The following is a 26,995-nucleotide window of genomic DNA, read 5'->3' on the forward strand; positions in this document are numbered from 1 at the left end:
GGCGGCCGACTGAGCTCATGGCGGCCGACCGAACGCACCGCGGCGACCGGGGCCTCCGGGTGCTCTCGTAGCAAGCCACAAACAAGGGCGCGTCGCTGGCCTGCACAAACCGCCAGTAGAATCCCTTTACGTGACTGCTGTGTCTGCGAAGCCTCGCATCCCCAATGTCCTGGCCGGCCGCTACGCCTCTGCGGAGCTGGCCGTCCTCTGGTCCCCCGAGCAGAAGGTGAAGCTGGAGCGTCAGCTGTGGCTGGCGGTGCTGCGCGCTCAGAAGGACCTCGGGATCGAGGTGCCCGATGCGGCGCTGGCCGACTACGAGCGTGTGCTGGACCAGGTGGACCTGGCCTCGATCGCCGAGCGCGAGAAGATCACCCGGCATGACGTGAAGGCCCGGATCGAGGAGTTCAACGCCCTCGCCGGTCATGAGCAGGTCCACAAGGGCATGACCTCCCGGGACCTGACGGAGAACGTCGAGCAGCTGCAGATCCGCCTTTCGCTGGAGCTGATGCGCGACCGCACCGTGGCCGTTCTGGCCCGGCTCGGCAGGCTCGCGGCGGAGTACCGCGAGCTCGTCATCGCCGGACGCTCGCACAATGTGGCCGCGCAGGCGACGACGCTGGGCAAGCGCTTCGCGACCGCCGCCGACGAGCTGCTGGTCGCCCACGGCCGCCTGGAGGACCTCCTCTCCCGCTACCCGCTGCGGGGCATCAAGGGCCCGGTCGGCACGGCGCAGGACATGCTGGACCTGCTCGGCGGCGACGCGGGCAAGCTCGCCGACCTGGAACAGCGCATCGCCGGACATCTCGGCTTCGCCGAGGCGTTCACCTCTGTCGGTCAGGTCTATCCCCGGTCGCTCGACTACGACGTGGTCACCGCTCTGGTGCAGCTCGCCGCGGCGCCTTCCTCGGTGGCGAAGACCATCCGGCTGATGGCCGGCCACGAGCTGGTGACCGAGGGCTTCAAGCCCGGCCAGGTCGGCTCGTCCGCGATGCCGCACAAGATGAACACGCGCTCCTGCGAGCGGGTGAACGGGCTGATGGTGATCCTGCGTGGCTACGCCTCGATGACCGGCGAGCTGGCGGGCGACCAGTGGAACGAGGGCGACGTGTCCTGTTCCGTGGTCCGCCGGGTGGCGCTCCCGGACGCGTTCTTCGCGTTCGACGGCCTCCTGGAGACCTTCCTGACGGTGCTGGACGAGTTCGGCGCGTTCCCGGCGGTCGTGGCGCGCGAGCTGGACCGCTACCTTCCGTTCCTGGCCACCACCAAGGTTCTGATGGGCGCCGTACGCGCCGGGGTGGGCCGCGAGGTGGCGCACGAGGCGATCAAGGAGAACGCGGTCGCCTCCGCCCTCGCGATGCGGGAGCAGGGCGCCGAGCGCAACGAACTGCTCGACAAGCTCGCCGCGGACGAGCGGATCCCGCTGGACCGCGCGCAGCTGGACGAGCTGATGGCCGACAAGCTCTCGTTCACGGGTGCCGCCGGCGACCAGGTCTCGTCGCTGGTCTCCCGCATCGAGGAGATCGTCCAGCAGTACCCCGAGGCCGCGAAGTACACCCCCGGCTCGATCCTCTGACCGGCCTCGCCCTCACCGTATGACCCCCGAAGAGCTGAGCGCCGCCCGTGACCGCATCGTCCCCGATGTGGCCGCGGGCGGTCTGCGCGTGCTCTTCTGCGGCATCAACCCGAGCCTGATGACCGCGGCGACGGGCCACCATTTCGCTCACCCCGGAAACCGGTTCTGGCCGGTGCTGCACCGCTCGGGTTTCACACCCCGGCAGCTCCGTCCGTCGGAGCAGGCCGAGCTGCTCGGTCTCGGACTGGGCATCACCAACGTGGTGGCGCGGGCCACGGCCCGGGCCGACGAGCTCACCGCGGACGAGTTCAGGGCGGGCGGGGCCCATCTGACGGCCAAGGTCGAACTGCTCACCCCCCGGTGGCTCGCGGTGGTAGGGATCACCGCCTACCGCACCGCCTTCGGGGAACCCCGGGCCCGGATCGGCCCCCAGGACCGCACGGTCGGCGGCGCCCGCGTGTGGGCCCTTCCCAACCCCAGCGGCCTCAACGCCCACTGGACGGTCCAGAGCATGGCCGAGGAGTTCGCCCGCCTCCGGGACGCCCTGCCCACCCCGCCCCCGGCCGACCGGCCCGCCCCCGGCCCGGCCTCGGCCGACTGAGCGGCCCTGCCCGCACGCCTCGGCCCCCCGGGCCTCACGCGTCCCGGTTGCGGACCGCCCACCAGCCCGCCAGGAGCGCTGCCGCCGCCCACAGGGCGGTCACCGCCAGGCCGGCCCACGGCCCCGGACCGTCTTCCGGATTCTGGTGCAACACCACCTGACCCGCGCGGTCGGGCAGGTATCTCACCACCGCCGACGCGACGTCCACGAACACGAAGGGAACGATCAGGAAGAACGGTATGAGCAGGCCGAGCACCGCCACCGCGCTGCGCAGGAGCGCCGTGAGACCCGCCGCGAGCAGCGCCATCAGCGCGAGATAGATCCCCCCTCCGAAGGCGGCACGCAGCACCCCGGGGTGTCCCAGACCGATCGCGTGCTCCCCCAGGAAGAGCTGACCGACCAGGAACGCCGCGAAGGTGGTCACCAGCCCGACGACGAGTGCTGACCCGCCGATCGCCGTCATCTTCGCCGCGTAGAAGAGGGAGCGGCGGGGAACCGCGGCGAGCGACAGGCGCAGGGCTCCGTTGAGGAACTCGGAGGAGACCGCGGTCGCGCCGAACGCGACGGCCGCGATCTGCCCGAAGTTCAGGGCGAAGAAAGCGTTGAGGAGCGCGTCGGACCCGGGCTGCTCCGCCTGCTCCTGGCCGACGGTCCCCAGGATGAGCACGGTGATGGTGAGGGTGGTGGCGAGGATGGCCAGCAGGGAGCCGCAGATCGACGGTATCGACCTGATCTTGATCCACTCGGAGTGGAGAACTGCCGTCAGGGTCATGATCACGCCTCCTGGCGGTCGCGGGTGGCCGAGGCGGCGAATGGGGTGTCGGCCGCCGTGAGGTCGAGGTAGGCCTGCTCCAACGTGGCGCGCTCATCGCCCAGTTCGAGCAGGGGAATCCCTCCGTCGGCGGCGATCGCGCCGACCTCCTCCGCTGTGACGCCGTCGATCGCCCAGCGGCCGTCCTCGTCCTGCACTCCGGTCAGGCCCTTGGAGGTCAGCGCCGAGTGGAGCCTGCTTGGCTCGGTCGTTCGCAGGCGCACCCGGGGGCGGCTGCGCGAGTCGAGGAACTGCTTCATCGGCATATCGGCGAGCAGGCGGCCCCGGCCGAGCACCACGAGGTGGTCGGCGAAGGAGGCGGTCTCGTTCATGAGGTGGCTGGAGACCAGTACCGTCCGGCCCTCGCGGGCGAGCCGCTTCATGAGTTCGCGGATCCAGATGATGCCTTCGGGATCCAGCCCGTTCGACGGCTCGTCGAGCAAGACCACCTGCGGGTCCCCGAGCAGGGCGGCCGCGATGCCCAGGCGCTGGCGCATGCCGAGGGAGAAGGACTTGATCCGCCGCGCACCCATGTCGCCGAGCCCGGTCTCCTCCAGCACGGCCCTCACCCGCGACAGGGGTATCCCGTTGCTCGCGGCGAGTGCCGACAGATGGCCGCGCGGAGTGCGCGAGCCGTGGGCGGCTTGGGCGTCGAGCAGTGCGCCGACGGTACGCAAGGGCTCGTCGAGCTGGGCGTAGGGCCTCCCGCCGATCGTGGCCGAGCCACCGGTCGGCCGGTCCAGGCCGAGCACGAGACGCATGGTCGTGGACTTGCCGGCGCCGTTGGGGCCGAGGAAGCCGGTGACCCTGCCCGGTCGAACGCGGAAGCTGAGGCGGTCCACCGCACGGGTGGTTCCGTACTCCTTGGAGAGCTCGTGGACGTCGATGCTGGTCATGTCCCCGAGCCTGGCCGATGCGCCGGGCGCCCCGCCTCCCCCGCCGGCGGGGTTCGTCTCCCTCTCACGGGGGAGCCGGTCCGCCCGGCCCGCTGGGACGATGGGGACATGCACCGCATCCTCACCCCGCTGACCAGCGCGGTCACTTACAGCCGCTGGTTGCACATGCTCGTTCCGGCCGCCGCGGCCAGCGTGTGGTTCTACATCTCCGACGATTACTGGATGCCCCTGCTCTTCGCGGTGCCCGTGGGCCTCGTTCCCGCGATGCGGCTCGAGGAGGGCCTGCAGGCGCAGTTGCTGCTGACTCCGTCCGAGCGTGGGCAGCCCGACGCCTCCATAGCGGTCGCCTCCTCGGCGAGTTGGGCGGAGCGATGGCGGACCGTGCTCTGGCTGGAGGTGCGGCTCCTGATCTCGGCCGCGGCGATCATGGCGCTCTGGCTGCCCGTGGCTTCGATCGAGCTCGTCCTGTCGGCGACGGGCAGGCCTCCGGGCGGGCTGGTCGAGGGCATGAGCCCGCACTGGTGGAACGCGCTGCTCGCACCGCTGCCGCTCGTTCCACTTCTCGTTCTGGTGGTGCTCGGGGGCCGGCTCAGTACAGCGGCCGCCCGGCGGCTGCTGGGCCCGTCGCCGACGGACCGGCTGAGCGTGCTGGAGGAGCTGACCGAGCAGTTGTTGGAGCGTAATCGCATGGCGCGGGAGCTGCACGACTCCATCGGTCACGCACTGACGGTGGCGGTGGTGCAGGCCGGTGCGGCGCGGACGGCGAACGATCCGGCGTTCACCGAACGGGCTCTGGCCGCCATCGAGGAGACGGGGCGCGATGCGCTGGAGGACCTGGAGCGGGTGCTGCGGGTGCTGCGTGAATCCGGCACGCCCGTGAGCAGGCGGCCGACGCTGCGGGAGGCGGAGCGGCTGCTGGACTCCGCGCGGAGTTCCGGGGCGAAGGTGGATGCGCGGGTGTCGGGGGATCTCGGTCTGGTGCCGGCGCCGGTTTCGCGGGAGGGGTATCGGATTCTTCAGGAGAGTCTCACCAATGTGCTCCGTCACGCGGGGCCGGTACCCATCCGGGTGAGCATCACGGTGGCCGACGGGCGGCTGGAGCTGGGGGTGGACAATCCGCTCTCCGGAGCGGCCGGTCTGCCGGGGAGCGGCAGTGGGCTGCGCGGTATGCGGGAGCGTGCCGCGTTGCTGGGCGGAAAGGCGCGGATGGAGTCGCGGGAGGGCGAGTGGCGGGTGTGCGTGAGCCTTCCTCTGGACGGCATACGCTGGTCGAATGCCCTTCACCGTTCTTCTGGTCGATGACGAGCCCCTGGTGCGCGCCGGTCTGCGCGCTGTGCTGGAGGCCCAGCACGATATCGAGGTGGTGGGCGAGGCGGGGGACGGGGCCGCGGTCATCCCCCTGGTGAACCGGTTGCGGCCCGATGTGGTGGCGATGGATGTGCGGATGCCGCTGATGGACGGGATCGAGGCGACCCGGCTGGTGCTGCGTACGGTGCCGGATCCCCCGAAGATCCTGGTGGTGACGACGTTCGAGAACGACGAGTACGTGTATGAGGCGTTGAGGGCGGGGGCCGACGGATTTCTGCTCAAGCGCGCCAGGCCCGCGGAGATCGTGCACGCCGTGCGTCTGGTGGCCGAGGGGGAGTCCCTGCTGTTCCCCGCGGCGGTCCGGCAGCTCGCCGCCGAGTACGGGACGGAGCGAGCACGGGCCGCTCTCGACCGGGCGGCGCTCACCGAGCGCGAGGCCGCGGTGCTCCGGTTGATGGCCCGGGGCCTGTCGAACGCGGAGATCGCGGCCACCCTGGTCGTCGGGACGGAGACGGTGAAGTCCCATGTCAGCTCGGTCCTGGCGAAGTTGGGGGCCAGGGATCGCACCCAGGCGGTCATCGCCGCGTACGAGTCCGGGTTCGTCGCTCCGGGGTGATCCAGGTTGCGGCTCTGTACCGGCTTCCCACGCTGCTCGCAGGGCTCCCGGCCAGCGAGTACGATCCGGCAGACATGCGCACGAGCTGGGAGGACATACCGTGGGCCGGCTGACCGGTGGGGACCCGTCGCTGTTGCGACGGATCAATTCCGCGGTAGTTCTGCATGCCCTGAGAGGGGCCGGCGCGCCGACGCTGACGGACCTGACGCGGATCACGGGGCTGTCCCGGCCGACCGTCGAAGGGGTTGTCGAGGGGCTGTTCGAAGCGGGTCTCGTGGTCGAGGCCCTGCCCGACGAGAGCGAGGCACGGCGCCAGGGGCGCCCTGCCCGGAGGTTCCGTTTCCGGGCCGAGGCGGGGCATCTCCTCGGGGTGGAGATCGGTCCGCACCGGGTGTCGGCGCTCATCTCGGGGCTCGACGGCCGGATCGTCGGGGCGGGTTCCCGCGCGGTGTCGGAGAGTGCGGGCGCGGACGACCGGCTCGACCAGGTCCGGGCCGTCATCGCGGACGTACTGCGACGTACCGGGGTGGCCCGGAGCAGTCTGCGTGCGGTCGGTGTGGGCAGTCCCGGGATCGTGGAGGCCGACGGCACCGTCCGACTGGGTACGGCGTTGCCGGGCTGGACCGGCCTCGCGCTCGGGGAGCGGCTTCGCCGTTCGTTCCGGTGTCCCGTGCTCGTCGAGAACGACGCCAACGCCGCCGCGGTGGCCGAGCACTGGAAGGGCGCGGCCACCGAATCCGACGATGTGGTCTTCGTGCTGGCGGGGCTGAGCCCCGGGGCGGGGTCCTTGATCGGGGGACGTCTGCACCGGGGGTTCGGCGGGGCCGCCGGGGAGATCGGCGCTCTGCACCTGCTGGGCAGGGACGTGACGCCGGAGCATCTGCTGTCGACGACGGACACGCCGCTGGACCCGCTGGACGAGCCCGCGGTGGCCGCGGTGTTCGCCAAGGCCCGGGAGGGCGACGCGGGGGCCCGGGCGGCGGTCGAGCGTTTCCTTCAGCGGCTGGTGCACGATGTGGCGGCGCTGGTGCTGGCGCTCGATCCGGAGCTGGTCGTGGTCGGTGGCTGGGCCGCCGGACTGGACGGGGTGCTGGAACCCCTGCGCAGGGAGCTGGCCCGCTACTGTCTGCGCCCGCCCCGGGTGACCCTGTCTCTGCTCGGGGAGGCCGCCGTCGCGACGGGGGCGTTGCGGCTCGCCCTGGATCACGTCGAGGAGCAGTTGTTCGCCGTCGAGGGAGCGGTGACGGCCCGCCGCTGACCGCGGCGAGGGGCCGGCGCACGGTCCACGTCGCGCGTGGGTGGGGTCCAGGCCCTGCCGGAGCCGGATCGCGCGGGAAGCGCGCCCGTCACCTCCCGGGGACGGGCGTACGCGGGAAAAGCGTGCGCCCGCCGCTTCTTCGGGAGCGGGAGTTCCCGAAGAAGCGGCGGGCGCGGGGCCGGGCGGGTCGGAGGCGTCAGGAGGCCTGGCGCTCCGGTTGTTCGTCGTGGCTGATCTCCAGCGCGCCGGAGTCCCCGAAGGTGAGCCGGCAGGTGTCGGCGCGGTAGGTGGCGACGGACACGGCCGCCGTGCCGCCCGCGGTGAAGTAGCGGGTGGTGACGACGAGGACGGGGGCGCCGGGGAGCCGGTCCAGTTCCTTGGCGTCGTCCGCCCGCGCCGAGCCGAGCTCCACGGAGCGGTCCTGCCCCTGCAGTCCGAGCCGGTGCAGCTCACGGAGCACGCTCCTGGCGCGGACGGGGCCGGACGGGGCCTCGATGGCGGAGAGGTCGGGCACCGAGGAGGCGGGGATGTAGAGGAGTTCCGCCGCTACCGCCTGCCCCTGGGTGTCGCGGATACGGCGCACCACGTGCACCGGTTCGGTGGGATTCGTTTCGAGCATGGCGGCCACCGCCGCCGGGGCCTTGTCCATGGTGCTGTCGACCGGCTGCCAGGCCTCGCCGCTGACGCCGCCGGTCCATTCGTGCTGGGCGGTGGAGACGGCGATGCCCACGCGCGGCGGGGCGACGGTCGTCCCGACACCACGGCGGCGCTGCAGTCTGCCTTCGAGTTCGAGTTGCTCCAGTGCCTGCCGGAGCGTGGCTCGCGCGACACCGAACCGCGCCGCGAGGTCTCGCTCGTTGGGCAGGATCTCCCCCACCGCAAAGTCCGAGTCGAGTGCCTCACTGAGCACGGTCTTGAGGTGCCAGTACTTCGGCTCCTGTACCGATTCCAGCTGCGTGGTCCCCACCCTGTCCTCCGCAATCGCCCAGCGTCTTTTTTCCGCGACGTTATTTATTAAAGGTTCCTGTCTTAAGTGGAGACCCTAGGACGGCATACCCCCTTGGTCAAGACCAATCCTTATTCCGTAACGGAACGAAACGGGACTCTGGCGCAGAGCGTTCACACGACGTTCGTGGTGCCGTGAGGCGAGCGCAGCACAAAGCCCCGCCATCGCGGTGAACGGCGGGGCTTCAACCAGGCGTGCCGCGGACCCGTGGGACGTCAGGGGCCGAGGTGGCGGGTGGCGCTTGTGGCTATACGACGGGCAGCCCGGAAAGCTTGTCCGGATTACGAATGATATAGGCGCATTGAATGAGACCTTGGCTGACTTCGATCTGAAAGACGGCGTCGGCCTTCCCCTCGACGGAGTAGACGGCGGCGGGTCCGCCGTTGAGCTCCACGATGCGGATCTCCCCGTCCGGGCCGAGCTCCCGCGCCACCGCGATGAGGAAGCGGCCGACCTTGTCGGCGGTCTCGATGATCCGTCGCGGCGCCTTCGCCTTGCCACCGCCGTCGCTGACCAGCCGGACGTCCGGGGCGAGCAGCGCGAGCAGCTGCTCGATGCCACCCCCGGAGGCCGCGGCCAGAAAGCGCTCGGTGAGATCGCGGCGCTCGGCCGGGTCCACGTCGTAGCGCGGCTTTCGCTCCTCCACGTGCCGCCGGGCACGGCCGGCGAGCTGCCGGACGGCCGCCTCGGTGCGGTCCAGGGCGGTGGCGATCTCGGCGTACGGGAACCCGAAGGCCTCCCGGAGCACGAACACCGCGCGCTCCAGCGGCGAGAGCGATTCGAGGACGACCAGCACGGCGAGCGACACGGAGTCGGCGAGGACGACGCGCTCCGCGGTGTCGGGCACGCCGGGGCCGAATGCCGTGACCACCGGCTCCGGCAGCCAGGGCCCCGTGTACGACTCCCGTCGTGACCGCAGGTGCCGGAGCCGGTCGATGGCCAGTCGGGTGGTGATCCGCACCAGAAAGGCCCGCGGCTCCCGAATGTCGTCGCGCGCCGCCGCCGACCACCGCAGCCACGCCTCCTGGACCACGTCCTCGGCGTCGGCGACGCGACCGAGCATGCGATAGGCGACACCGGTGAGAACGGGTCGGTGTTCTTCGAAGAGCTCGGTCGCGGCGTCGACAGTCATCGACCCATCCCAGCCCACCCGGTCACGCGCTGTCCAGCGGGAATCGCCGAGCCCCTTGAACTACAAGCTACCCGACGGTAATTGTTGTTGACGAGATGTCTACCCACTCCAGGGAGCGGCAGCATGACCACCACGGCCTCCTTCACCGTCGCGACGGCCGACGGCCCCCGACCGGTCTCGGTCGCGTACGAACGGACCGGCTCGGGCGAACCGCTGCTGCTCCTCCACGGCATCGGGCACCATCTGAGGGCCTGGGACCCGGTGACACGGATCCTGGCCGCCGAGCGCCAGGTGATAACCGTGGACCTGCCCGGCTTCGGCACCTCGCCCGCGCTGCCGGACGGCGTTCCCTACGATCTCGCGACCGTCGGCCGCGTTCTCGGAGCCTTCTGCGCCGGACTCGGCCTGGACCGCCCCCATGTCGCCGGAAACTCACTGGGCGGTCTGCTCGCGCTGGAACTGGGGCGCACCGGCCTGGTGCGGTCGGTGACCGCACTGTCCCCGGCGGGCTTCTGGACCGAGGCGGAACGGCGCTACGCCTTCGGCACCCTGCGGACGATGCGCCGGAGCGCGCTGGCCCTGCCGGTGGGGCTGATCGAGCGCCTGTCGCGCAGCGCGGCCGGCCGGGCGGCCCTCACCAGCACCATCTACGCCCGGCCCGCCAGGCGTTCACCGGAGGCCGTCGTCGCCAAGACGCTCGCCCTGCGCGGAGCGACCGGCTTCCACGAGACGCTGAGGACCGGCAGGGGCCTGCTCTTCGGCGCCGATGTGAAGGGCGTCCCCGTCTCCGTCGCCTGGGGCACCCGCGACCGGATACTGCTGCGCAGGCAGGGGGTCCGCGCCAAGCGGGTGATCCCCGGCGCCCGGCTGGTGCGGCTGCCCGGCTGCGGACACGTCCCGATGAGCGACGACCCGGCCCTCGTGGCCCGCGTCATCCTGGACACCAGTCGCTGAGCCGCCTGGTCGGGGCCCCGGCGCCCCGACGGGGAGTCTCGCCCCGGCGGCCCCGCGCCGCCCGAGGACCCCGGAGCCGTACGCCACACCGGCACCGACCAGAAGACTCCCCGCGCCCTGCGCGACGCCGTACGTCCCGGCTCCGACGAGAGGCGCGGTCAGGGCGGCGGAGACCGGGATCAGGCCCGAGAAGAGTGTGGCGCGTTCGGCTCCGATGCGCCGCATCCCGCTGTACCAGCAGACGAATCCGATCACGGTGACGACGACGGCCTGCCACAGCAAGGCCGCCGCCTCGCCGCCCGTCGGGAGGCGCAGGAACGACGTGCCGTCCATCAGCAGGCCGAGCAGCGCCGACTCGACGGCCGCGACGCCACAGACCGTCGCGGAGAGCAGCTTCGGGCCGAGGGGCCGCAGCACGGGAACGGCGAGGACCGCGAAGCCGACCTCGCCCGCGAGCGCTCCCACCGAGAACAGCACGCCCGCCAGGTCGGTGCGCCCCCAGCCCTGAACGGTGAACGCCCCGACGGCGACGAGCCCGGCCGCGTACAGCGTGACGCGGGACGGGCGGCGGCCGTCCAGCAGCGGGACGAGCACACCGACCACGATCGGCGCACAGCCCACGAAGACGCCCGGAACGGCTGGTTCCGCCGACTGTTCGGCCGCCAGAACCGCCAGGTTGAACCCGACCATGCCGACGGCGGCGAGCAACGCGATCCGCACCCACTGACGGCGGGTGAGACGTCGGAGTCGCGCCGTCGTGGAGCCGGGGTCGCGCCGCAGGAACGGAACGAGCAGGAGCGCGGCGAGACCGTAGCGAAGGGCCTGTCCACCCGCGAACGGGTAGTCGCCGAGGACACTGTTGGCCGTGAAGGATGCCCCCACCAGCACGCACGCGAAGGCCGCGAGGAGGGCCCCGCGCAGAGAGGTTGCGTTCATGGGGTCGACGCTAGGGTCGGCGGCGGACCGGTTTAAGGTCCACTTCCATGACGTCTTCGGGGACCAATGCGCATCGTCCGTCGGCGGAACCCCTCTCTCCGGCGTGGGAGTTGCTGTTGCCCGCCGCTGCCGCGCCGGCCCGCGGACGGGGGCGCGCGCTCCGGGCCGCGCTGCGGGAGGCCGTCCGCTCCGGACGCCTCGCGGCCGGTACGCGACTGCCCTCCAGCCGTGAGCTCGCCGCCGACCTGGGAGTCTCGCGGGGGCTGGTCACCGAGGCGTACGAGCAGCTCACCGCCGAGAGCTATCTGCGCAGCGGGCGCGGTGCGGGTACCTGGGTGAGCGAGGGCGTACGCGCCGCGCAGCGCCCCGTACGCGACCGCGCGCCGCGCGCGGCCGGCGCGCTGGTGGACTTCCGGCCCGGCACCCCCGATCTGTCCCTCTTCCCGCGCAGCGCGTGGAGTGCCGCCCAGCGGGCGGTGTTCGATCGGCTGCCGCACGGCGCGCTGGGCTATCCCGATCCGCGCGGGCTGCCGGAGCTGCGCGAGGCCCTGGCCGGGCTGCTCGCCCGGCGCCGGGGCGTGGTGGCCGATCCGGAGCGGCTGGTGGTCTGCTCGGGGGTGGCCCAGGCGACGACCCTGCTCGGCTTCGTCCTCCGGGAGGAGGGCGTGGCCTCGGTCGGGGTGGAGGATCCGGGCAGCCCGGAACACGCCTCGCTGTTCGCGGCCACCGGCCTGGGCACGGTCCCTCTGCCCCTCGACGACGACGGCCTCGCCCTCGCGCCCCTGAAGCGCTCCGGGGTGCGCGCCGTCGTGACCACGCCGGCGCACCAGTTCCCCACCGGAATCGGATACTCCGCGCAGCGCCGCGGCGAGCTGCTCGACTGGGCGCGGGGCGCGGACGCCGTGATCATGGAGGACGACTACGACGGGGACTTCCGGTACGACCGGGCGCCGGTGGGAGCCTTGCAGGGGCTGGACCCCGAGCGGGTCGTGTACACCGGTTCCGTGAGCAAGTCGCTGGCCCCCGGCCTGCGGCTCGGCTGGTTGGTCGCCCCCGCCGCGCTCACCGAGCGGATCGTCGCCCGCAAACGGACCATGGATCTGGGCAACCCGGTGATCGACCAGGCCGTCCTGGCCGACTTCATCGTGCGCGGCGGCTACGACCGGCAGCTGCGGCGCTGCCAGCGGGCCTACCGGGAACGCCGGGACGCTCTGGTGTCCGCGCTCGACGAGCACTTCCCCGGCGCGACGGTCAGCGGTATCGCGGCGGGCCTGCACATCATCGCCCGACTGCCCGCGCGGTACGGCCCCGAGGAGGTCTTCCTGGAGCGGGCGGCCGGAGCGGGCATCGCGCTGCGGCCGCTGCGCGACTGCGGAACGGCCGACTCCGAGGACGGCACCCTGCCCCTCGTCCTGGGCTACGCCCATCTCTCCCCCGGCGACATCGCCCGAGGGGTCGCCGCGCTGGCGGCCGCCGGCGTTCCGGCCGGTCCGTCCCCGGCCGACGCGCGCCGTTCACCCGGGGTTGGGGCTCCGGCCGCCGCGAGGCACTAGGCATGGACGGAGACCGGCGCCGGTCCACGGCCTGCTCGCGAACGGCGCACCGCCCGCCCACCTCCCGGAGGCGCTTCGATGTCCTACCGTCCGCACCGTTCGCGGGTTCCCTCGCCCGGCCGCCGTGCCGTCCTGCGCGGCTCGCTGATCGCCCCGGCGGCGGTCGCGCTCGCCCCCGCGACCGCTTCGGCCGCGCCCGCGCTGCACCTGGCGGGGCGGCCCGAGGCGTCCTGGGGCGTGCAGGTGGGCGGCGTGACCGCCTCGTCGGCGCTCCTGTGGGTGCGCTCGGACCGGCCGGCCCGGATGCTGGTGGAGACCTCGGCGACCGAGTCGTTCAGACGGGTACGCAGGTGGTACGGGCCGTCGATCGGCCCCGGAACGGACTTCACCGGCACCACACCGCTGTACGGCCTGCCCGCGGGCGAGCAGGTGCACTACCGCGTGACGCTCGCGGATCCGGCCGATCCGCGCCGTACCGGCAGGCCGGTGTACGGAACGTTCCGTACCGCTCCGGCCCGGCGGCGCTCCGGGGTGCGGTTCCTCTGGTCGGGCGATATCGCGGGGCAGGGCTGGGGCATCAATGAGGACATCGGCGGCTACCGGGTGTACGAGGAGATGCGCCGCCTGGACCCGGACTTCTTCCTGTGCAGCGGCGACAGCATCTACGCGGACGGCCCGCTGGAGGCGAGCGTGACGCTGCCGGACGGCCGGATCTGGCGCAACGTCATGACCGAGGAGAAGGCGAAGGTCGCCGAGACGCTGGACGAGTACCGGGGGAACTTCCGCTACAACCTGCTCGACCGGAACGTCCGCCGCTTCAACGCGCAGGTGCCCTCCGTCGTGCAGTGGGACGACCACGAGGTGCGCAACAACTGGTACCCCGGCCAGATCCTCGACGACGCGCGGTACACCGAGAAGAACGTGGACATCCTCGCGGCGCGCTCCGTGCGCGCCTTCCACGAGTACGTGCCGCTCGCGCCCTCGCACGGTTCCGGGCGTCGTTCGCGGATGTACCGGGTCGTCCACCACGGGCCGCTGCTCGACGTGTTCGTGCTCGACATGCGTTCGTACCGCAACGCCAACTCCCCGGGGCGGCAGGCCGACGACACGACGGGCATCCTCGGCGCCGAGCAGGCGCGGTGGCTGCGGCGCTCGCTGGCCGCCTCCCGGGCGGAGTGGAAGGTGATCGCCGCCGACATGCCGCTCGGCCTCGTGGTCCCGGACGGCGCGACGGACTTCGAGGCGGTGGCACAGGGCGACCCCGGGGCCCCGCTCGGACGGGAACTCCAGATCGCCGAACTGCTCCGGTTCATCAAGCACCGCGGGATCACCGGCACCGTGTGGCTGACGGCCGACGTCCACTACACCTCGGCGCAGCACTACGTGCCGGAGCGGGCGGCGTTCAAGGACTTCGCACCGTTCTGGGAGTTCGTGTCGGGGCCGCTGGCGGCGGGCGGCTTCCCGGCCAACGCCCTGGACGCCACCTTCGGCCCGGACCGGGTCTTCGTGCGGGCTCCCGACCGGGCCAACGTCTCGCCGATGGAGTCGCCCCAGTTCTTCGGTGAGGTGGAGATCGACGGCGACAGCGCGGAGCTGACGGTGCGTCTGCGGGCCGAGGGCGGGTCGGTGCTGTTCACCAAGGTGCTCCGGCCGGGCCGCGTCGGGCAGTGAGCGGCGGTTCCCGGAATCTGGCCGAAAACGACGATAGGCGACCAGATCAACACGTAACCCATCAGTCACAAAGCGTTCGTGACCAGGCAACACCGTTCGTTCACAGTGAGGATATGACTGATGTGACGTCCGCGAAGAGCGCCCACCGTCCGCACCACTGGCGGCGGGACCTGATCGAACTGGCCGCCCTGTTCACCGCCGTGGCCGTGGCCGACGCCATCGCCAACCTGATCGGCCACCAGCCGGACGGGCCCTACCTGCTCGTGGCGTCGGCGGTGGCGCTGGTGGCCACCGCCGCGTTCCACACCTGGTGGGCACGACGGCACAGTCACGCTCCCCCGTCCGGTGAGGGGGGCTCCGTACGGGACGGTGCGGACGCCGCGGCGCTCGGAGCGCGGGACGGCGCGGCGGGCGAGGCCCAGGGCGGCGGTGCGGGCGGGATCGACCGCACCGAGGCGACCACGCTGTGGCGGATGCGGACGACCGTGCACGACGCCCCGGGCAGTCTGGCCGCGCTGTGCGTGGCCCTCGCCCGGCTCCGGGTGGACATCCTCACCCTGGGGACCCACCCGCTCGCGCAGGGGACCGTCGACGAGTTCCTGCTGCGGGCCCCGGCCTCGCTCCAGGCGCGGGAGCTGTCACGGGAGATCGCGGCCGCCGGCGGCGCCTCCACGTGGATCGAGCGGGCGGACGCCCACGATCTGGTCGACATCCCGACCCGGGTGCTGTCGCTGGCCACGCGGACGGCGCTCGACGCGGCCGAGCTGCCGCTCGCCCTGCGCCAGTTGCTCGGCCGGTGCACCATCCACTCGCTTCCCGCCGTCTCCGTCACCGGACGCCCGACCGGGGAGAGCGCCCCGGTCGAGGGCGTACTGGAGGAGACGGTGATGCGGCTGCGGGACCCGTCCGGTGGGGTGATCTCCGTCGAGCGGCCCGGTCTGCCCTTCACCCCGACCGAGTTCGCGCGGGCGCGCGCCCTGGTCGAACTCGACGCCCGGCTGGGCCCGCGGCTGCCGCGCGGCAAGGACGTCCTCACCCTGCCCGAGGGCAACGAGATCACCGTGCGCCGCGCGGGCGGCGGCGATCTCGCCGCCGCCCGCGCCCTGCACGACCGCTGCTCGCGGCGCACCCTGGGCCTGCGCTACCACGGCCCGGTCGCGGACGCGGACCGCTATCTCGACCACCTGCTGAGCCCTCGCTTCGGCCGCACCCTGGCGGCGCAGACGGCCTCCGGCAAGCTGGTGGCGCTGGGCCACCTCCTCTGGGACGGCGACGAGACCGAGGTCGCCCTCCTCGTCGAGGACGACTGGCAGCGCCGGGGCATCGGTTCCCAGCTGCTCGGCCGCCTGGTCGCTCTCGCCGTGGAGGCGGGCTGCGACAGCGTGTACGCGGTGACGCAGTCCCACAACACCGGCATGGTGGCGGCGATGCGCGCGCTGGAGCTGCCCCTCGACTACCAGATCGAGGAGGGCACGCTCGTCATCACCGCCCGGCTGACGGCCGACCGGCCGACGACTGAAGGGGCCGCTCGTCCGTCCGCGCCGGCGGAAGGGGCCCGTCGCTGAGCGCCTGGCACAGGTCCGCCCACAGGTCCTCGACGTCCTCCAGGCCGACCGACATCCGCAGCAGCCGGTCGCCGACACCGGACGCCCGCCGGTCTCCCTCCTCCACGATGCGGTGACTGATGGAGGCCGGGTGCTGGATCAGCGAGTCCACGCTGCCGAGGCTGACGGCGGGCGTGATGAGCCGCACCCCGGAGATCACCCGGTGCGGGTCCCCGTACACCTCGAAGGAGATCATCGCGCCGCCGACGCGCGGGTAGTGCACCCGGGCGACGCGCGGGTCGGCGGTGAGCCTGCGGACCAGTTCGGCCGCGCTCGTCGAGGCCGCCCGTACGCGTACCGGGAGCGTGGACAGGCCGCGCAGCAGGAGGTAGCCGGCCAGTGGGTGCAGCACTCCGCCGGTGGCGAACCGGACCTGACGCAGTGTGGCGGCGAACTCCTCGTCGCAGGCGACGACGCCGCCCATGACGTCCCCGTGGCCGCCGAGGTACTTGGTGGCGCTGTGCAGGACGATCCGCGCGCCGTGTTCGACGGGACGCTGCAGGACGGGCGTGGCGAAGGTGTTGTCGACCAGCAGCGGGACGGTTCCGCAGGCGTGGGCGACGGCCCGGATGTCGATCTCGGCCAGCGTCGGGTTGGCCGGCGTCTCGACCATCACGAGCCCGGTGTCCGGGCGGATCGCGTCGGCGATGCCCGCCGGGTCGGTCCAGGTCACCTCGGTGCCCAGCAGCCCCGCGCCGAGCAGATGGTCGCTGCAGCCGTAGAGCGGGCGGACCGCGACGACGTGGCGCAGTCCCTGGCTCGCGCGGGCGAGCAGGACCGCGGTCAGCGCCGCCATCCCGCTGGCGAAGGCGACGGCGCTCTCGGCGCCCTCCAGCCGGGCCAGCGCCGTCTCGAAGCGGCCCGTGGTGGGGTTGTCCAGCCGGGCGTAGACGGGCGGCCCGTCCGGGCGGGCCCCGGTGGTGGCGAAGGCGTCGATCCGCATCGCCTCGCCGCGCGAGTCGTAGGAGGGGTAGGTGGTGGACAGGTCGATCGGCGGTGCGTGCACGCCGAGGGAGGCGAGGTCGTCGCGTCCGGCGTGCACGGCTTCGGTGGCGAGAGCCCTGGCCGGGGTGGGGGCAGGGGGCGTCATCGAGACTTCATTGTCCATGCCGTCACTCTGAACAGTTACCGGTCCGTAGTGGCATTGTCCCGTGCTACGTTCGCCACATGTCCGATTCCGTCGCTCTCGATCCGGTGGATCTGCACCTTCTGAAGCTTCTGCAGAACGATGCGCGGACCACGTACCGGGAGCTCGCGGCCGAGGTCGGCGTGGCCGCTTCGACCTGCCTGGACCGGGTGGCCCGGCTGCGCCGCTCCGGGGTGATCCTCGGGGACCAGTTGCGTCTCGATCCGGCGAAGCTCGGCCGGGGTCTCCAGGCGCTGCTCCTGGTGCAGGTCCGGCCGCACCGCCGGGAGCTCATCGGGCCGTTCGTCGACCGCGTCAGGTCCCTGCCGGAGTCGCGCGCTCTCTTCCATCTCACCGGTCCCGACGACTATCTGGTGCAAGTCGCGGTGGCCGACGCGGCGGATCTGCAGCGGCTGGTGCTGGACGAGTTCACCTCGCGCCGGGAGGTGGCCCGGGTGGACACCCGGCTGATCTTCCAGCAGTGGGACTGCGGGCCGCTGCTGCCGCCGTCCGGGAACCGAGGACCGGCAGACGGGCCGGAGACGCACCGGGTGTGATCGTCTTTCGGACGTCCGGAGGTCCGGGATGATGACGGGACACGTGCCGCCGTACGAGGATGTCCGCATGTCAGACACTTCGAGCAGCGCGCTGCCCCGTCAGGTCGCCGACGCCTACGTCGACGCACTCATCGAACTCGACCCCATCACGGGCACCTATCTGGGTGTGCCCGAAAGCTCGCGCCGACTGCCCGACTTCTCACCGGCCGGTCAGGCGGAGTCCGCCGACCTCCTCCGCGCGACGCTGCGGAAGCTGGACGCCGCCGAGCGGCTTCCCGGCGCGGACAGCGATGCCGAGCGGCGCTGCGGACGGCTCCTGCGGGAGCGCCTGACGGCGGAACTCGCCGTGCACGAGGCCGAGGAGGGCCTGCGGGCGATCTCCAACCTGTCGTCGCCCGCCCACAGCGTCACCGAGGTCTTCACCCTCACGCCGACCGCGACGGACGAGGACTGGGCGGCGGTCGTGGAGCGCCTGCGCGCGGTGCCCGCCGCGTACGAGGGGTACCGCGCCTCGCTCGCGCTCGGTCTGGAGCGCAAGCTGTACGGCGGCCCGCGCGCGACCGCCACCTTCGTCGGGCAGCTCACGGAGTGGGGCGGGCAGGGCAAGGGCCAGGGGTTCTTCACCGAGTTCGTCGCGCCGGGACCCGCGTCCCTGCGGGCCGAGCTGGACGAGGCCGCCGGGCGGGCGACGGCTTCCGTGCTCGCGCTGCGGGACTGGATGCGCGACGTGTACGCCCCGGCGATCGAGGGCGCCCCTGACCCGGTCGGCCGGGAGCGCTACGCCCGCTGGTCGCGGCTGTACAACGGCACCGACCTGGATCTCGACGAGGCGTACGCGTACGGCTGGTCGGAGTACCACCGGCTGCTCGCCGAGATGAAGACCGAGGCCGAGAAGGTGCTGCCCGGGTCCGGGCCGTGGGAGGCGCTCGCCCACCTCGATGTGCACGGCAAGCACATCGAGGGCGTCGACGAGGTCCGCGAGTGGCTGCAGGGCCTGATGGACGAGGCGATCGAGGCCCTGGACGGCACGCACTTCGACCTCGCCGAACGCGTACGGAAGGTGGAGTCCCGGATCGCGCCGCCCGGCGGGGCCGCCGCGCCGTACTACACCAGCCCCTCCGAGGACTTCTCCCGCCCCGGGCGCACCTGGCTGCCGACCATGGGCGAGACCCGCTTCCCGGTGTACGACCTGGTCTCCACCTGGTACCACGAGGGCGTCCCCGGCCACCACCTGCAGCTGGCGCAGTGGACGCACGTCGCCGACACCCTCTCCCGCTACCAGGCGTCGGTCGGGATGGTCAGCGCGAACGCCGAGGGCTGGGCGCTGTACGCGGAGCGGCTGATGGACGAGCTGGGCTTCCTGCCCGACCCGGAACGGCGGCTCGGCTATCTGGACGCCCAGATGATGCGCGCCTGCCGGGTGATCGTCGACATCGGCATGCACCTGGAGCTGGAGATCCCGGCCGACTCCCCCTTCCACCCGGGCGAGCGCTGGACACCCGGTCTGGCCCAGGAGTTCTTCGGCAACCACAGCGGCCGTCCCGCCGACTTCGTGGAGAGCGAGCTGACCCGCTATCTGTCGATGCCGGGCCAGGCCATCGGCTACAAGCTCGGGGAGCGGGCCTGGCTGCTCGGCCGGGAGAACGCGCGCGCCGCGCACGGCGACGCGTTCGATCTGAAGGCCTGGCACATGGCGGCGCTCTCCCAGGGGTCGCTGGGCCTGGACGATCTGGTGGACGAGCTGTCGCGGCTCTGACCCGAGCCGTGCGTACGGTCCGGAGCCCCCGTCGGTGGAAGTGAGGCAGCCTGTCATGAACGAGCGGAACGGATTCCTTTTCTGCGCCGACCCGTTGCGGCTCTCCCGGCCCGATCCGCAGTTCGCCGGCGAGCTCGCGGCGGCGCGCGCGGCCGGCGGGCGGATCGCGCTGGTCGATCATGACGCGCTGCTCGCGGGGGACGCGGCCGGGGCGGTGGCCCGGGTCGCCCGGGACTCCGGACCGTACTGGTACCGGGGCTGGATGATCCCCTCCGCCCGGTACGCGGAGCTGGAGGCGGCGCTCGACGCGCGGGGCTGCGCCCTGCTCACGGGCGCCGCCGACTACCGGCGGGCGCATGAACTCCCTGGCTGGTACGAGGAGTTCGAAGGACTCACGCCACGCAGCGTCTGGTGCGCCATGGCTCTGGGGGCGCCGGCGCCCACCGCCGACGAGCTGGCCGGGCTCGCGGCGCCCCTGGGCCCCGGGCCCGGCATCGTGAAGGACTTCGTGAAGTCCCGCAAGCACGAGTGGCACGAGGCCTGTTACGTGCCCGAGCTGGCGGACCGGGAGCGACTCGCCGCGGTGGTGGGCCGGTTCGTGGAGCTGCAGGGCCCGTTCCTCGCGGGCGGCCTGGTGCTGCGGTCCTTCGAGCCGTTCGTCGCGGACGGCGAGGCGCGGGTGTGGTGGGTGGACGGGGAGGCGGTGCTCGTCACCGCCCACCCCGACACCCCCGGCCCGGTCTCCGTCCCCGGACTGGCCGCCCTGCGGGAGGCGGTGGGCCACCTCGGACTGCGCTGGGTCACCACCGACCTGGCGGTGCGCGAGGACGGGGTGTGGCGGGTGGTGGAGGTCGGCGACGGCCAGGTCAGCGGGCTTCCCGCCGGGGCGGAGGCCGGGGCCCTGTTCGCCGCGCTGGCCGGCGTCGAACGATGAAGCATCCGGCGGAGACCACCGGGCGGATCGGCGCGGTGGTCTCCGTCACCACCGGCGTCGGGTACTCCTCGCCGCTCCTCCGCCGGGCGATCGGCCGCTGACCCGGCGGGGCGTCCGCGGGGCCGGACCGGTCACAGGCGGTGGCGGACGGAGGAGCCCTGACGCTCCTTCACCACCTCGAGCCGGACCGGGATCCGGCGGCGCAGGTCGGCCACATGGCTGACAATGCCCACGCTGCGGTCCCGCTCGCGCAGGGAGTCGAGCACGTCGAGCACCTCGTCCAGGGTCTGGTCGTCCAGGCTGCCGAACCCCTCGTCGATGAAGAGGGTGTCCAGGCGCACGCCGCCGGCCTCCTCGGTCACGACGTCGGCGAGGCCGAGCGCGAGCGCCAGCGAGGCGAAGAACGTCTCTCCGCCGGAGAGCGTCGCGGTGTCCCGTTCGCTGCCCGTCCAGGCGTCCACCACATGCAGCCCCAGCCCGGCCCTTCGTCCGCCGGTGCGGGCGTCGGAGTGGACCAGGGTGTAGCGGCCGGAGGACATCCGGCGCAGCCGGGCGGTGGCGGCCGCCGCCACCTGTTCGAGGCGGGCGGCCAGGACGTACGCCTCCAGGCGCATCTTGCGCTCGTTGTCGGCGGAGGTGCCCGCCGCCAGACCCGCGAGGCGGGCGATCCGCTCGTACTCCTGGCGCACCGGGCCCAGCCGCCGCACCTCGTCGGCGGCCTGGCCGGAGAGGCGGGTCAGCTCTCCGCAGCGCTCCTCGGCGGCGGCGCGTGCGGAGGTCGCCTCGCGCAACAGCCATTCCGCTGTCCCGAACTCGCTCTGGGCGGCCGCCGGCCGAGCGGGGGGCTGCTCGGCGGCCTCGCGGGCGTCGCGTTCGGCGCGGCGGTCGGCGACCGCCGCGGCCTCGGCCTGCCAGGCGTCGACGCGGTGCTGCAGGTCGCGTTGGGCGGCGGCGTCGAGGAGGGCCGCCGCCGCGGCCTGCGGGGTGTCGAAGCCGGCCCGGAACGCCGCGTCGGAGAGTCGGCCGTCGGCCTCCTTGCGCCGCCGGGCCGCGTCCTGTTCGGCGCGCACCGCCTCGACGGCCTCCGCGAGCAGCGCCACCCGGCGGGTGAGGCGTTCCGCGTAGGCGGCGACGGACCCGGACTCGCCTTGGAACACGGCGAGTTCGTCCCGCAGCACGGCCTGCTCGCGGTCGAGCGCCTCCCGTCGGGACGTGCGGGCCGCGGCCCTCCGCTCGGCCTCCTGCCGGAGTTCGAGCCGCCCGAGGTGCTCGCGCTCCGCGGCGTCGAGGGCCTCGCGGGCCGCGTGCGTCCCGGCGGCGAGGCGGTGCTCCTCGGCATGCTCGGCGGCCAACCGGTCGACGGTGTCGCGCAGTTCGTCGACGGACGGGCCGGGGTCCGGCTGTGTCCCGTCCTCGCCCGCGCCCTCGACGGGCGCCGCTTCGACGGCTGCCGGGAGATCCGCGTCGCGGGCCTCCGCCTGTGCGGCGGCGTGGCGTTCGCGGACGAGCCCGAGGGCCTGCTCGGCGCGGGCGCGGGCGTTCTCGGCGCGGCGGTGGGCGGTGAGGGCGGCCTCCTCGGTGGCCCGGTCGACGTGGCCGTCGCCCTCGGTGGCGGGGGCCGGGTGCTCGGCGGAGCCGCAGACGGTGCAGGGCGCGCCGTCGACGAGTTGGGCGGCCAGCTCCGCCGCGATGTCCCGCAGCCGCCGCTCCCGCAGCCCGAGCCAGGTCTCGTGGGCGTCGAGGGCACGTTCGCGGGCCTCGGCGAGGGTCTGCCGGGTTGCCAGGACCTCGGCGGCCAGCGCGTCGCGGCGGCGGGCGGCCTCCAGCCTGCGGCGGGCCGGGGCGAGGAGTCCGGCGAGCCGCTCGGCGCGGGTCGCGGCCTCCTGGGCCGTCGCGATGCGTTCGCGGAGCCCGGCGTGGACGGCGTCCCAGCCGGCGAGCCAGGCGTCCGCGTCCCGGACGGTCGCGTCGTCGGCCCGGGACTCGCGCTCCAGCCGGTCCCGTTCCTCGTCGATCGCGGCGCTGCGCGCCTCGGCCCGGCGGGCCGACTCCAGGCCGCCCAGCTCCTGCCGGAAGCGGCGCTCCAGCTCGGCGAGCTGGTCGGGGCCGGCGTCGGCGAGGTCGGGCGGCAGCTGCGCCCGGGCCCGGTCGAGGGCGTCGCCCGCCCTGCGGTGGGCGCGCTCCGCCTCCTCGCACAGGTCCAGCGCGGGGGCGACCCGGTCGGCCTTGCGGGCGCGTTCCAGCCTCTCCTGGCAGCGGTCGTGTTCGGGCCGCCGCTCCTCCAGCGCCTCGGCGCGGCGCGCGGTCTCCTCGTACCGCTGCTGAAGGCGGGCGAGTTCGCGCTCGGTGTCCAGGGCGTGGCGGGCCGCGCGCTGTCGGCCCTCGGCGCCCGTCACGACGCAGTGGGCGATGCCGAGCCGTTCGCGGGCCGTGGACCGGGCGATCGCGGCCCACTCCAGAACGGCTTCGGCGAGGCCCGGTTCGCCGGGCCGGGCGGCGACCGGCGTGGCCTCGGCCCCGACGGGCCCGGCCGCCTGCGCGATGCGCTGGGCAAGGGCGAGGATCCGCTCGTCGGCGGCGATGACCCTGGCCTCCGCGCCCCGGCGCAGCTCGGCGAGGCGTTCCTCGACGGCGGCGAAGCGGCGGGTGTCGAAGAGCCGGCCGAGGAGCTTGCCACGGGCTTCGGCGTCCGAACGCAGGAAGCGCGCGAAGTCGCCCTGCGGCAACAGGACCACCTGGCAGAACTGGTCCCGGCTCATGCCGATGAGCTGGGTCAGCTCCTCGCCGATCTCCTGGTGCGACTTGCTGAGCGCCTGCCAGCCGCGCTCGGGGTCGTGACCGCGCAGCCTGCTCTGGGCCTTCTCCACGGTGAAGCCGTCGCCGCGCTTCTTCGGGCGGGGCTGGGCGGGGCGGCGGGTGACTTCGAGGCGTCGGCCGCCGACGGTCAGCTCCAGCTGGACCTCGGTGGGCAGGTCCGGTGGGGCGTGGTCGCTGCGCAGGGAGGCGCCGGGGCTCTGCCGGGCGCCGGGGACGGCTCCGTACAGGGCGAAGCAGACGGCGTCCAGAACGGAGGTCTTCCCCGCGCCGGTGGGGCCGTGGAGCAGGAAGAGGCCGGCGGAGGAGAGGGCGTCGAAGTCGACTTCCTGGGTGGCGCCGAACGGACCGAAGGCGGTGATGCTCAGGCGGTGCAGTCTCACCGGGACACCTCGCGCACGGTCCCGTCCACCCGGACGTCGTCGAACGCGCCGCGCAGCACGGTGCGTTCGAGGTCGCTGGGGCCGCTGCCGCCGCGGACGTGGGCGACGAAGTCCTCGGCGATCTGGTGGTCGTCGCGGCCCTTGAGGCGCTGGGCGTAGGAGGCGAGCGGATCCTCTGGGGGCCGTTCGGGGTCGAAGACGAGGCTGAGGGTGTGCGGGAAGCGCCGGGCGAGGCGGGCCATGGGCTCGGCGGGGCGTACCGGGTCGGTGAGGGTGGCCTCGACCCAGGCGTGCTCGTGGCGGTCCAGCGCGGGGTCCTCCAGGAGGGTGTCGAGGCGGCCCCGGAGCCGGGCGAGGGGCCGCTCCACGGGGCAGTCGATCCGCTCCTCGGCGGCGATGTCCCCGTCGGCGTCGAGGTCGATGAGCCACATGGTCTTGCGGTGGTCGGCCTCGGAGAAGGAGTAGGCGAGCGGCGAGCCGGAGTAGCGGACCCGGTCCGTGACCCGCTGGGAGCCGTGGAGATGGCCGAGGGCCGCGTAGTCGACGCCGTCGAAGACCCCGGCCGGGACGGCGGCGACCCCGCCGACGGTGATGTCGCGTTCGCTGTCGCTGGGCTCCCCGCCCGCCACGAAGGCGTGCGCGAGGACGACGGAGCGGGTCCCCCCGGGGCGGGTGGCGAGGTCGGCGCGGACCTTGTCCATGGCGGCGGTGAGGACCGCCTCATGGCCGGCCCCGGCGGCCCGGAGGGCGTCCTTGACCAGGGCAGGTTCCAGGTAGGGCAGCCCGTAGAACGCCACGTCGCCGTGGTCGTCGGCGAGCACGACGGGGGTGGCGCAGTTCTCCGGGTCGGTCCGCAGGTGGATCCCGGCCCGTTCGAAGAGCCCGGCTCCGACGCCGAGCCGGCGGGCCGAATCGTGGTTGCCGGAGATCATGACGGTGGGGACGCCGGCGGCGGCGAGCCGGTGCAGCGCCCGGTCGAACAGCTCGACGGCGGTGAGCGGCGGGACGGCCCGGTCGTAGACGTCGCCCGCGACGAGGACGACGTCCACCTCGCGCTCCCGGACGGTCGCCACGAGATGGTCGAGGTAGGCGGCCTGGGCGTCGAGGAGGGAGACGCGGTGGAAGGACCGGCCCAGGTGCCAGTCCGAGGTGTGCAGGATTCTCACGCCGTCACTCCAGCGGGTCCGTCCGCCGCCGTCACTCCAGCGGGTCCGTCCGCCGTCGTCGCTCCGCGGGCTCCGGTCCGCACCGTCGCTCCGTCGCCCTCCGCCCGCACCGTCATTCCACCGGTCCCCGCCCGCATCGTCGTCGTCCTCCACCCCGTGGGCCGCGCGCCTGCGGCCCCTGATCCCGCTCGGCACCGACCACGCTAACGCCGCCGGGCCGCCGAACCCGCATCGATCATGAAGGTACGGCCGTGGGATTGCCCTCATCACGCGCGTTCGCGCCACGGCGTCGTCACACGTCGCCGTACGCCTCGCCGCCCAGCTCCAGCACGGCGGTCCCCGCGGTCGCGTCGGCGAGCCAGGCGGTGAACGCCTCGACGTCGCCGTCCGGCAGCCCGATGTCGATGGTGACGGCCTCGGCGTACCGCACCTCGCGGACGTCCCGCCCGGTGGCCCGCAGATCGTTCTCCAGCTTTCCGGCCCGTTGGTGGTCGACCCGGATCGTGGCGAGCCGGAAGCGCTGCCGGGTGAGGGTGCCGAGGGCGTCGAGGGCTTCACCCACCACTCCCCCGTACGCCCGGATCAGCCCGCCCGCGCCGAGTTTGACCCCGCCGTAGTAGCGGGTGACGACCGCCACGGCGTACCGCACCTCCCGCCGCATGAGCATCTGGAGCATCGGGACGCCCGCGGTCCCGCCGGGTTCGCCGTCGTCGCTCGCCTTCTGCACGGAGGCGTCGGCGCCGATCACATACGCGAAGCAGTTGTGGGAGGCGGTCGGGTGCTCCTTGCGGACGCGGGCGACGAAGTCCTGCGCTTCCTGTTCGGTGGCGGCGGGGGCGAGGGAGCAGAGGAAACGGGATCGGTTGATCTCGCTCTCGTGCACACCCGCGCGGGCGACGGTCCGGTACTGCTCCTGCATCCGTCCACCCTATGCGCCGCCGGGAGGGCGGGTTCCGGTGGGAATGGGCGGGGCGGGGTCCAGGGTTGTCCCGGCATGAACGCAGACGGCACGTACACGGACCCCGCGACGATCAGGCGGATCCTCCAGGACACGGGCGACACCTGGGCGGTGGTGGGCCTGTCCGGCAACCGTTCCCGGGCGGCCTTCGGGGTGGCGGAGGTCCTCCAGCGGTTCGGCAAGCGGGTGGTGCCCGTGCACCCGAAGGCCGAGACGGTGCACGGGGAGCAGGGGTACGCCTCGCTCGCGGACATCCCCTTCCCGGTCGACGTGGTGGACGTGTTCGTCAACAGCGCGGCGGCGGGCGGGATCGCCGACGAGGCGACGGCGGTGGGCGCGAAGGCGGTGTGGTTCCAGCTCGGCGTCGTGGACGTGGACGCCTTCGAGCGGACGCGTGCGGCGGGTCTGGACATGGTGATGGACCGGTGCCCGGCGATCGAGATCGGGCGGCTGAGTGGCCCCGCCTGAGCGGACCGGGTGTGCGGGACGCCCCGGGGCGGGAAGGATCCCCGCCGTGGACGACGTACGCGATGTGGACGTGCTCGACGGGGCCCGGACGACGGCCGCTCTGACCGCTCTGGGCGTACGGCCCGGCGATGTGCTCCTGGTGCACGCCTCGCTGCGGTCGCTCGGACCGGTGGCGGGCGGTGCGCGGGGGGTGCTGGGCGCGCTGCGCCGGGCCGTGGGGCCAGGGGGGACCCTGGTGGTCCCCGCCTTCACCCCGGAGAACTCCGACACCTCCCCGCATTACCGCGCGCGGGTACGAGGCCTGGACGCGGACGCCGTCGAGGCCGTGCGCGCCTCGATGGAGCCGTACGACCCGTCGCTGACCCCCGCGCCGTCGATGGGCGCGCTGGCCGAGACCGTACGGACGGCTCCGGGGGCCGGGCGCAGCGCGCATCCGCAGACCTCGTTCGCCGCGCTCGGCCTGCGGGCGGCGCGTCTGCTCGCCGGGCACCGGGCCGGCTGCCACCTCGGGGAGGACTCGCCGCTGGCCCGGCTGTACGAGGCGGATGCCCGGATCCTGCTGCTCGGCACCGGCTACGCCACGTGTACGGCGTTCCATCTCGGCGAGTACCGGATGCCCGGTCCGCCGCGCCGGAACTACCGCTGCGTGGTGGCGTCGCGGGGGGTGCGCCGATGGTGGGAGTACGAGGATGTCGCCCTGGACGACGGGGACTTCGCCGCCCTGGGCGCGGCGTTCGAGGGTGCCGCCGCCGACGGTGACGTACGTGCGGGACACGTGGGCGCGGCCAGCTGCAGGCTCCTCCGGCTGCGCCCCGCCGTCGACTTCGCCACGGCCTGGCTCACGGAGCACCGGGCGACCGCGCGCTGACCTCGGTCGCGCGCTGACCTCGGGCGGGCGTCCCGGCGGGCGGGCG

Annotated in this window: 22 protein-coding genes and 1 pseudogene; 14 read left to right on the plus strand and 9 right to left on the minus strand. The window is 73.4% G+C overall.

Annotated elements, in window-relative coordinates; genetic code table 11:
- The first annotated feature begins 130 nt into the window (after nt 1–130).
- Together purB and mug are read left to right on the plus strand one after the other, a co-directional pair.
- A complete protein-coding gene (purB, locus tag PSQ21_RS03040) occupies nt 131–1,573 on the plus strand; it encodes an adenylosuccinate lyase (RefSeq protein ID WP_274028847.1) in 1,443 nt (480 codons plus the stop codon).
- Nucleotides 1,574–1,592: 19 nt separating this feature from the next.
- On the plus strand, nt 1,593–2,174 hold the full coding sequence (gene mug, locus PSQ21_RS03045) for a G/U mismatch-specific DNA glycosylase (RefSeq protein WP_274028848.1): 582 nt from the start codon (nt 1,593–1,595) through the stop codon (nt 2,172–2,174).
- Nucleotides 2,175–2,208: 34 nt separating this feature from the next.
- On the opposite strand, the gene PSQ21_RS03050 is transcribed toward mug, so the two are convergent.
- Together PSQ21_RS03050 and PSQ21_RS03055 are read right to left on the minus strand one after the other, a co-directional pair.
- The gene (locus tag PSQ21_RS03050) at nt 2,209–2,946 is read right to left on the minus strand and encodes an ABC transporter permease (protein WP_274028849.1); all 738 of its coding nucleotides are present in this window, start codon (nt 2,944–2,946) and stop codon (nt 2,209–2,211) included.
- Nucleotides 2,947–2,948: 2 nt separating this feature from the next.
- Nucleotides 2,949–3,881, minus strand: a complete 933-nt coding sequence (locus PSQ21_RS03055; RefSeq protein WP_274028850.1) for an ABC transporter ATP-binding protein — start codon at nt 3,879–3,881, stop codon at nt 2,949–2,951.
- A gap of 108 nt (nt 3,882–3,989) precedes the next feature.
- On the opposite strand from PSQ21_RS03055, the gene PSQ21_RS03060 reads away from it, so the two are divergent.
- From PSQ21_RS03060 to PSQ21_RS03070, 3 genes are all read left to right on the plus strand, one after another.
- Nucleotides 3,990–5,183 (plus strand): sensor histidine kinase, encoded by a 1,194-nt coding sequence (locus tag PSQ21_RS03060; RefSeq protein ID WP_274028851.1) that lies wholly within the window; start codon nt 3,990–3,992, stop codon nt 5,181–5,183.
- Nucleotides 5,155–5,805, plus strand: coding sequence for a response regulator transcription factor (locus PSQ21_RS03065; RefSeq protein ID WP_274028852.1), 651 nt, complete (start codon nt 5,155–5,157; stop codon nt 5,803–5,805). The genes PSQ21_RS03060 and PSQ21_RS03065 overlap by 29 nt, the downstream gene beginning before the upstream one ends.
- A gap of 100 nt (nt 5,806–5,905) precedes the next feature.
- Complete coding sequence (locus PSQ21_RS03070) at nt 5,906–7,063, plus strand: ROK family protein (RefSeq protein WP_274028853.1); 1,158 nt, start codon at nt 5,906–5,908, stop codon at nt 7,061–7,063.
- Nucleotides 7,064–7,259: 196 nt separating this feature from the next.
- Here PSQ21_RS03070 and PSQ21_RS03075 read toward each other — a convergent pair whose 3' ends face one another.
- Both PSQ21_RS03075 and PSQ21_RS03080 read right to left on the minus strand, forming a co-directional pair.
- Complete coding sequence (locus PSQ21_RS03075; RefSeq protein WP_274028854.1) at nt 7,260–8,030, minus strand: GntR family transcriptional regulator; 771 nt, start codon at nt 8,028–8,030, stop codon at nt 7,260–7,262.
- Nucleotides 8,031–8,316: 286 nt separating this feature from the next.
- Entirely contained in the window at nt 8,317–9,201 is an 885-nt protein-coding gene (locus PSQ21_RS03080) for an RNA polymerase sigma-70 factor (protein WP_274028855.1), read from the minus strand.
- A 123-nt stretch (nt 9,202–9,324) separates the two neighbouring features.
- On the opposite strand from PSQ21_RS03080, the gene PSQ21_RS03085 reads away from it, so the two are divergent.
- Nucleotides 9,325–10,155 carry an alpha/beta fold hydrolase gene (locus PSQ21_RS03085; protein WP_274028856.1) on the plus strand — a complete coding sequence of 277 codons (831 nt, stop codon included), beginning with the start codon at nt 9,325–9,327 and terminating at the stop codon, nt 10,153–10,155.
- Between the two features lie 570 nt (nt 10,156–10,725).
- Here the strand turns inward: PSQ21_RS03085 and PSQ21_RS37850 are convergent.
- Nucleotides 10,726–11,091 (minus strand): annotated as a pseudogene (locus PSQ21_RS37850) (EamA family transporter); the annotation flags it as partial.
- 47 nt (nt 11,092–11,138) lie between these two features.
- On the opposite strand from PSQ21_RS37850, the gene pdxR reads away from it, so the two are divergent.
- From pdxR to PSQ21_RS03105, 3 genes are all read left to right on the plus strand, one after another.
- Nucleotides 11,139–12,644, plus strand: a complete 1,506-nt coding sequence (gene pdxR, locus PSQ21_RS03095) for a MocR-like pyridoxine biosynthesis transcription factor PdxR (RefSeq protein ID WP_397990912.1) — start codon at nt 11,139–11,141, stop codon at nt 12,642–12,644.
- A gap of 78 nt (nt 12,645–12,722) precedes the next feature.
- Nucleotides 12,723–14,315 (plus strand): alkaline phosphatase D family protein, encoded by a 1,593-nt coding sequence (locus PSQ21_RS03100; protein WP_274028857.1) that lies wholly within the window; start codon nt 12,723–12,725, stop codon nt 14,313–14,315.
- Between the two features lie 122 nt (nt 14,316–14,437).
- A complete protein-coding gene (locus tag PSQ21_RS03105; RefSeq protein WP_274035628.1) occupies nt 14,438–15,880 on the plus strand; it encodes a GNAT family N-acetyltransferase in 1,443 nt (480 codons plus the stop codon).
- On the opposite strand, the gene PSQ21_RS03110 is transcribed toward PSQ21_RS03105, so the two are convergent.
- The gene (locus tag PSQ21_RS03110) at nt 15,798–17,027 is read right to left on the minus strand and encodes a trans-sulfuration enzyme family protein (protein ID WP_274028858.1); all 1,230 of its coding nucleotides are present in this window, start codon (nt 17,025–17,027) and stop codon (nt 15,798–15,800) included. The genes PSQ21_RS03105 and PSQ21_RS03110 overlap by 83 nt on opposite strands.
- A 59-nt stretch (nt 17,028–17,086) precedes the next feature.
- On the opposite strand from PSQ21_RS03110, the gene PSQ21_RS03115 reads away from it, so the two are divergent.
- The 3 genes from PSQ21_RS03115 (at nt 17,087) to PSQ21_RS03125 (ending at nt 20,292) form a co-directional block, all read left to right on the plus strand.
- The gene (locus tag PSQ21_RS03115; RefSeq protein ID WP_274028859.1) at nt 17,087–17,602 is read left to right on the plus strand and encodes an Lrp/AsnC family transcriptional regulator; all 516 of its coding nucleotides are present in this window, start codon (nt 17,087–17,089) and stop codon (nt 17,600–17,602) included.
- Nucleotides 17,603–17,669: 67 nt separating this feature from the next.
- Nucleotides 17,670–19,358: a DUF885 domain-containing protein gene (locus PSQ21_RS03120; protein WP_274028860.1), complete on the plus strand. Its 1,689-nt coding sequence runs from the start codon at nt 17,670–17,672 to the stop codon at nt 19,356–19,358.
- 55 nt (nt 19,359–19,413) lie between these two features.
- Nucleotides 19,414–20,292 (plus strand): ATP-grasp domain-containing protein, encoded by an 879-nt coding sequence (locus PSQ21_RS03125; protein WP_274028861.1) that lies wholly within the window; start codon nt 19,414–19,416, stop codon nt 20,290–20,292.
- Between the two features lie 131 nt (nt 20,293–20,423).
- On the opposite strand, the gene PSQ21_RS03130 is transcribed toward PSQ21_RS03125, so the two are convergent.
- From PSQ21_RS03130 to PSQ21_RS03140, 3 genes are all read right to left on the minus strand, one after another.
- Nucleotides 20,424–23,489, minus strand: a complete 3,066-nt coding sequence (locus tag PSQ21_RS03130) for an AAA family ATPase (RefSeq protein ID WP_274028862.1) — start codon at nt 23,487–23,489, stop codon at nt 20,424–20,426.
- A complete protein-coding gene (locus PSQ21_RS03135) occupies nt 23,486–24,655 on the minus strand; it encodes an exonuclease SbcCD subunit D (protein ID WP_274028863.1) in 1,170 nt (389 codons plus the stop codon). The genes PSQ21_RS03130 and PSQ21_RS03135 overlap by 4 nt, the downstream gene beginning before the upstream one ends.
- A 292-nt stretch (nt 24,656–24,947) precedes the next feature.
- The gene (locus PSQ21_RS03140) at nt 24,948–25,574 is read right to left on the minus strand and encodes a YigZ family protein (RefSeq protein ID WP_274028864.1); all 627 of its coding nucleotides are present in this window, start codon (nt 25,572–25,574) and stop codon (nt 24,948–24,950) included.
- 75 nt (nt 25,575–25,649) lie between these two features.
- Between PSQ21_RS03140 and PSQ21_RS03145 the strand changes: the two genes are divergently transcribed.
- Together PSQ21_RS03145 and PSQ21_RS03150 are read left to right on the plus strand one after the other, a co-directional pair.
- Nucleotides 25,650–26,081, plus strand: coding sequence for a CoA-binding protein (locus PSQ21_RS03145; RefSeq protein ID WP_274028865.1), 432 nt, complete (start codon nt 25,650–25,652; stop codon nt 26,079–26,081).
- Between the two features lie 46 nt (nt 26,082–26,127).
- Nucleotides 26,128–26,949 (plus strand): aminoglycoside N(3)-acetyltransferase, encoded by an 822-nt coding sequence (locus tag PSQ21_RS03150; RefSeq protein ID WP_274028866.1) that lies wholly within the window; start codon nt 26,128–26,130, stop codon nt 26,947–26,949.
- Nucleotides 26,950–26,995: the final 46 nt, after the last annotated feature.

The organism is Streptomyces sp. MMBL 11-1 (assembly GCF_028622875.1).
Taxonomy (GTDB): Bacteria; Actinomycetota; Actinomycetes; order Streptomycetales; family Streptomycetaceae; genus Streptomyces.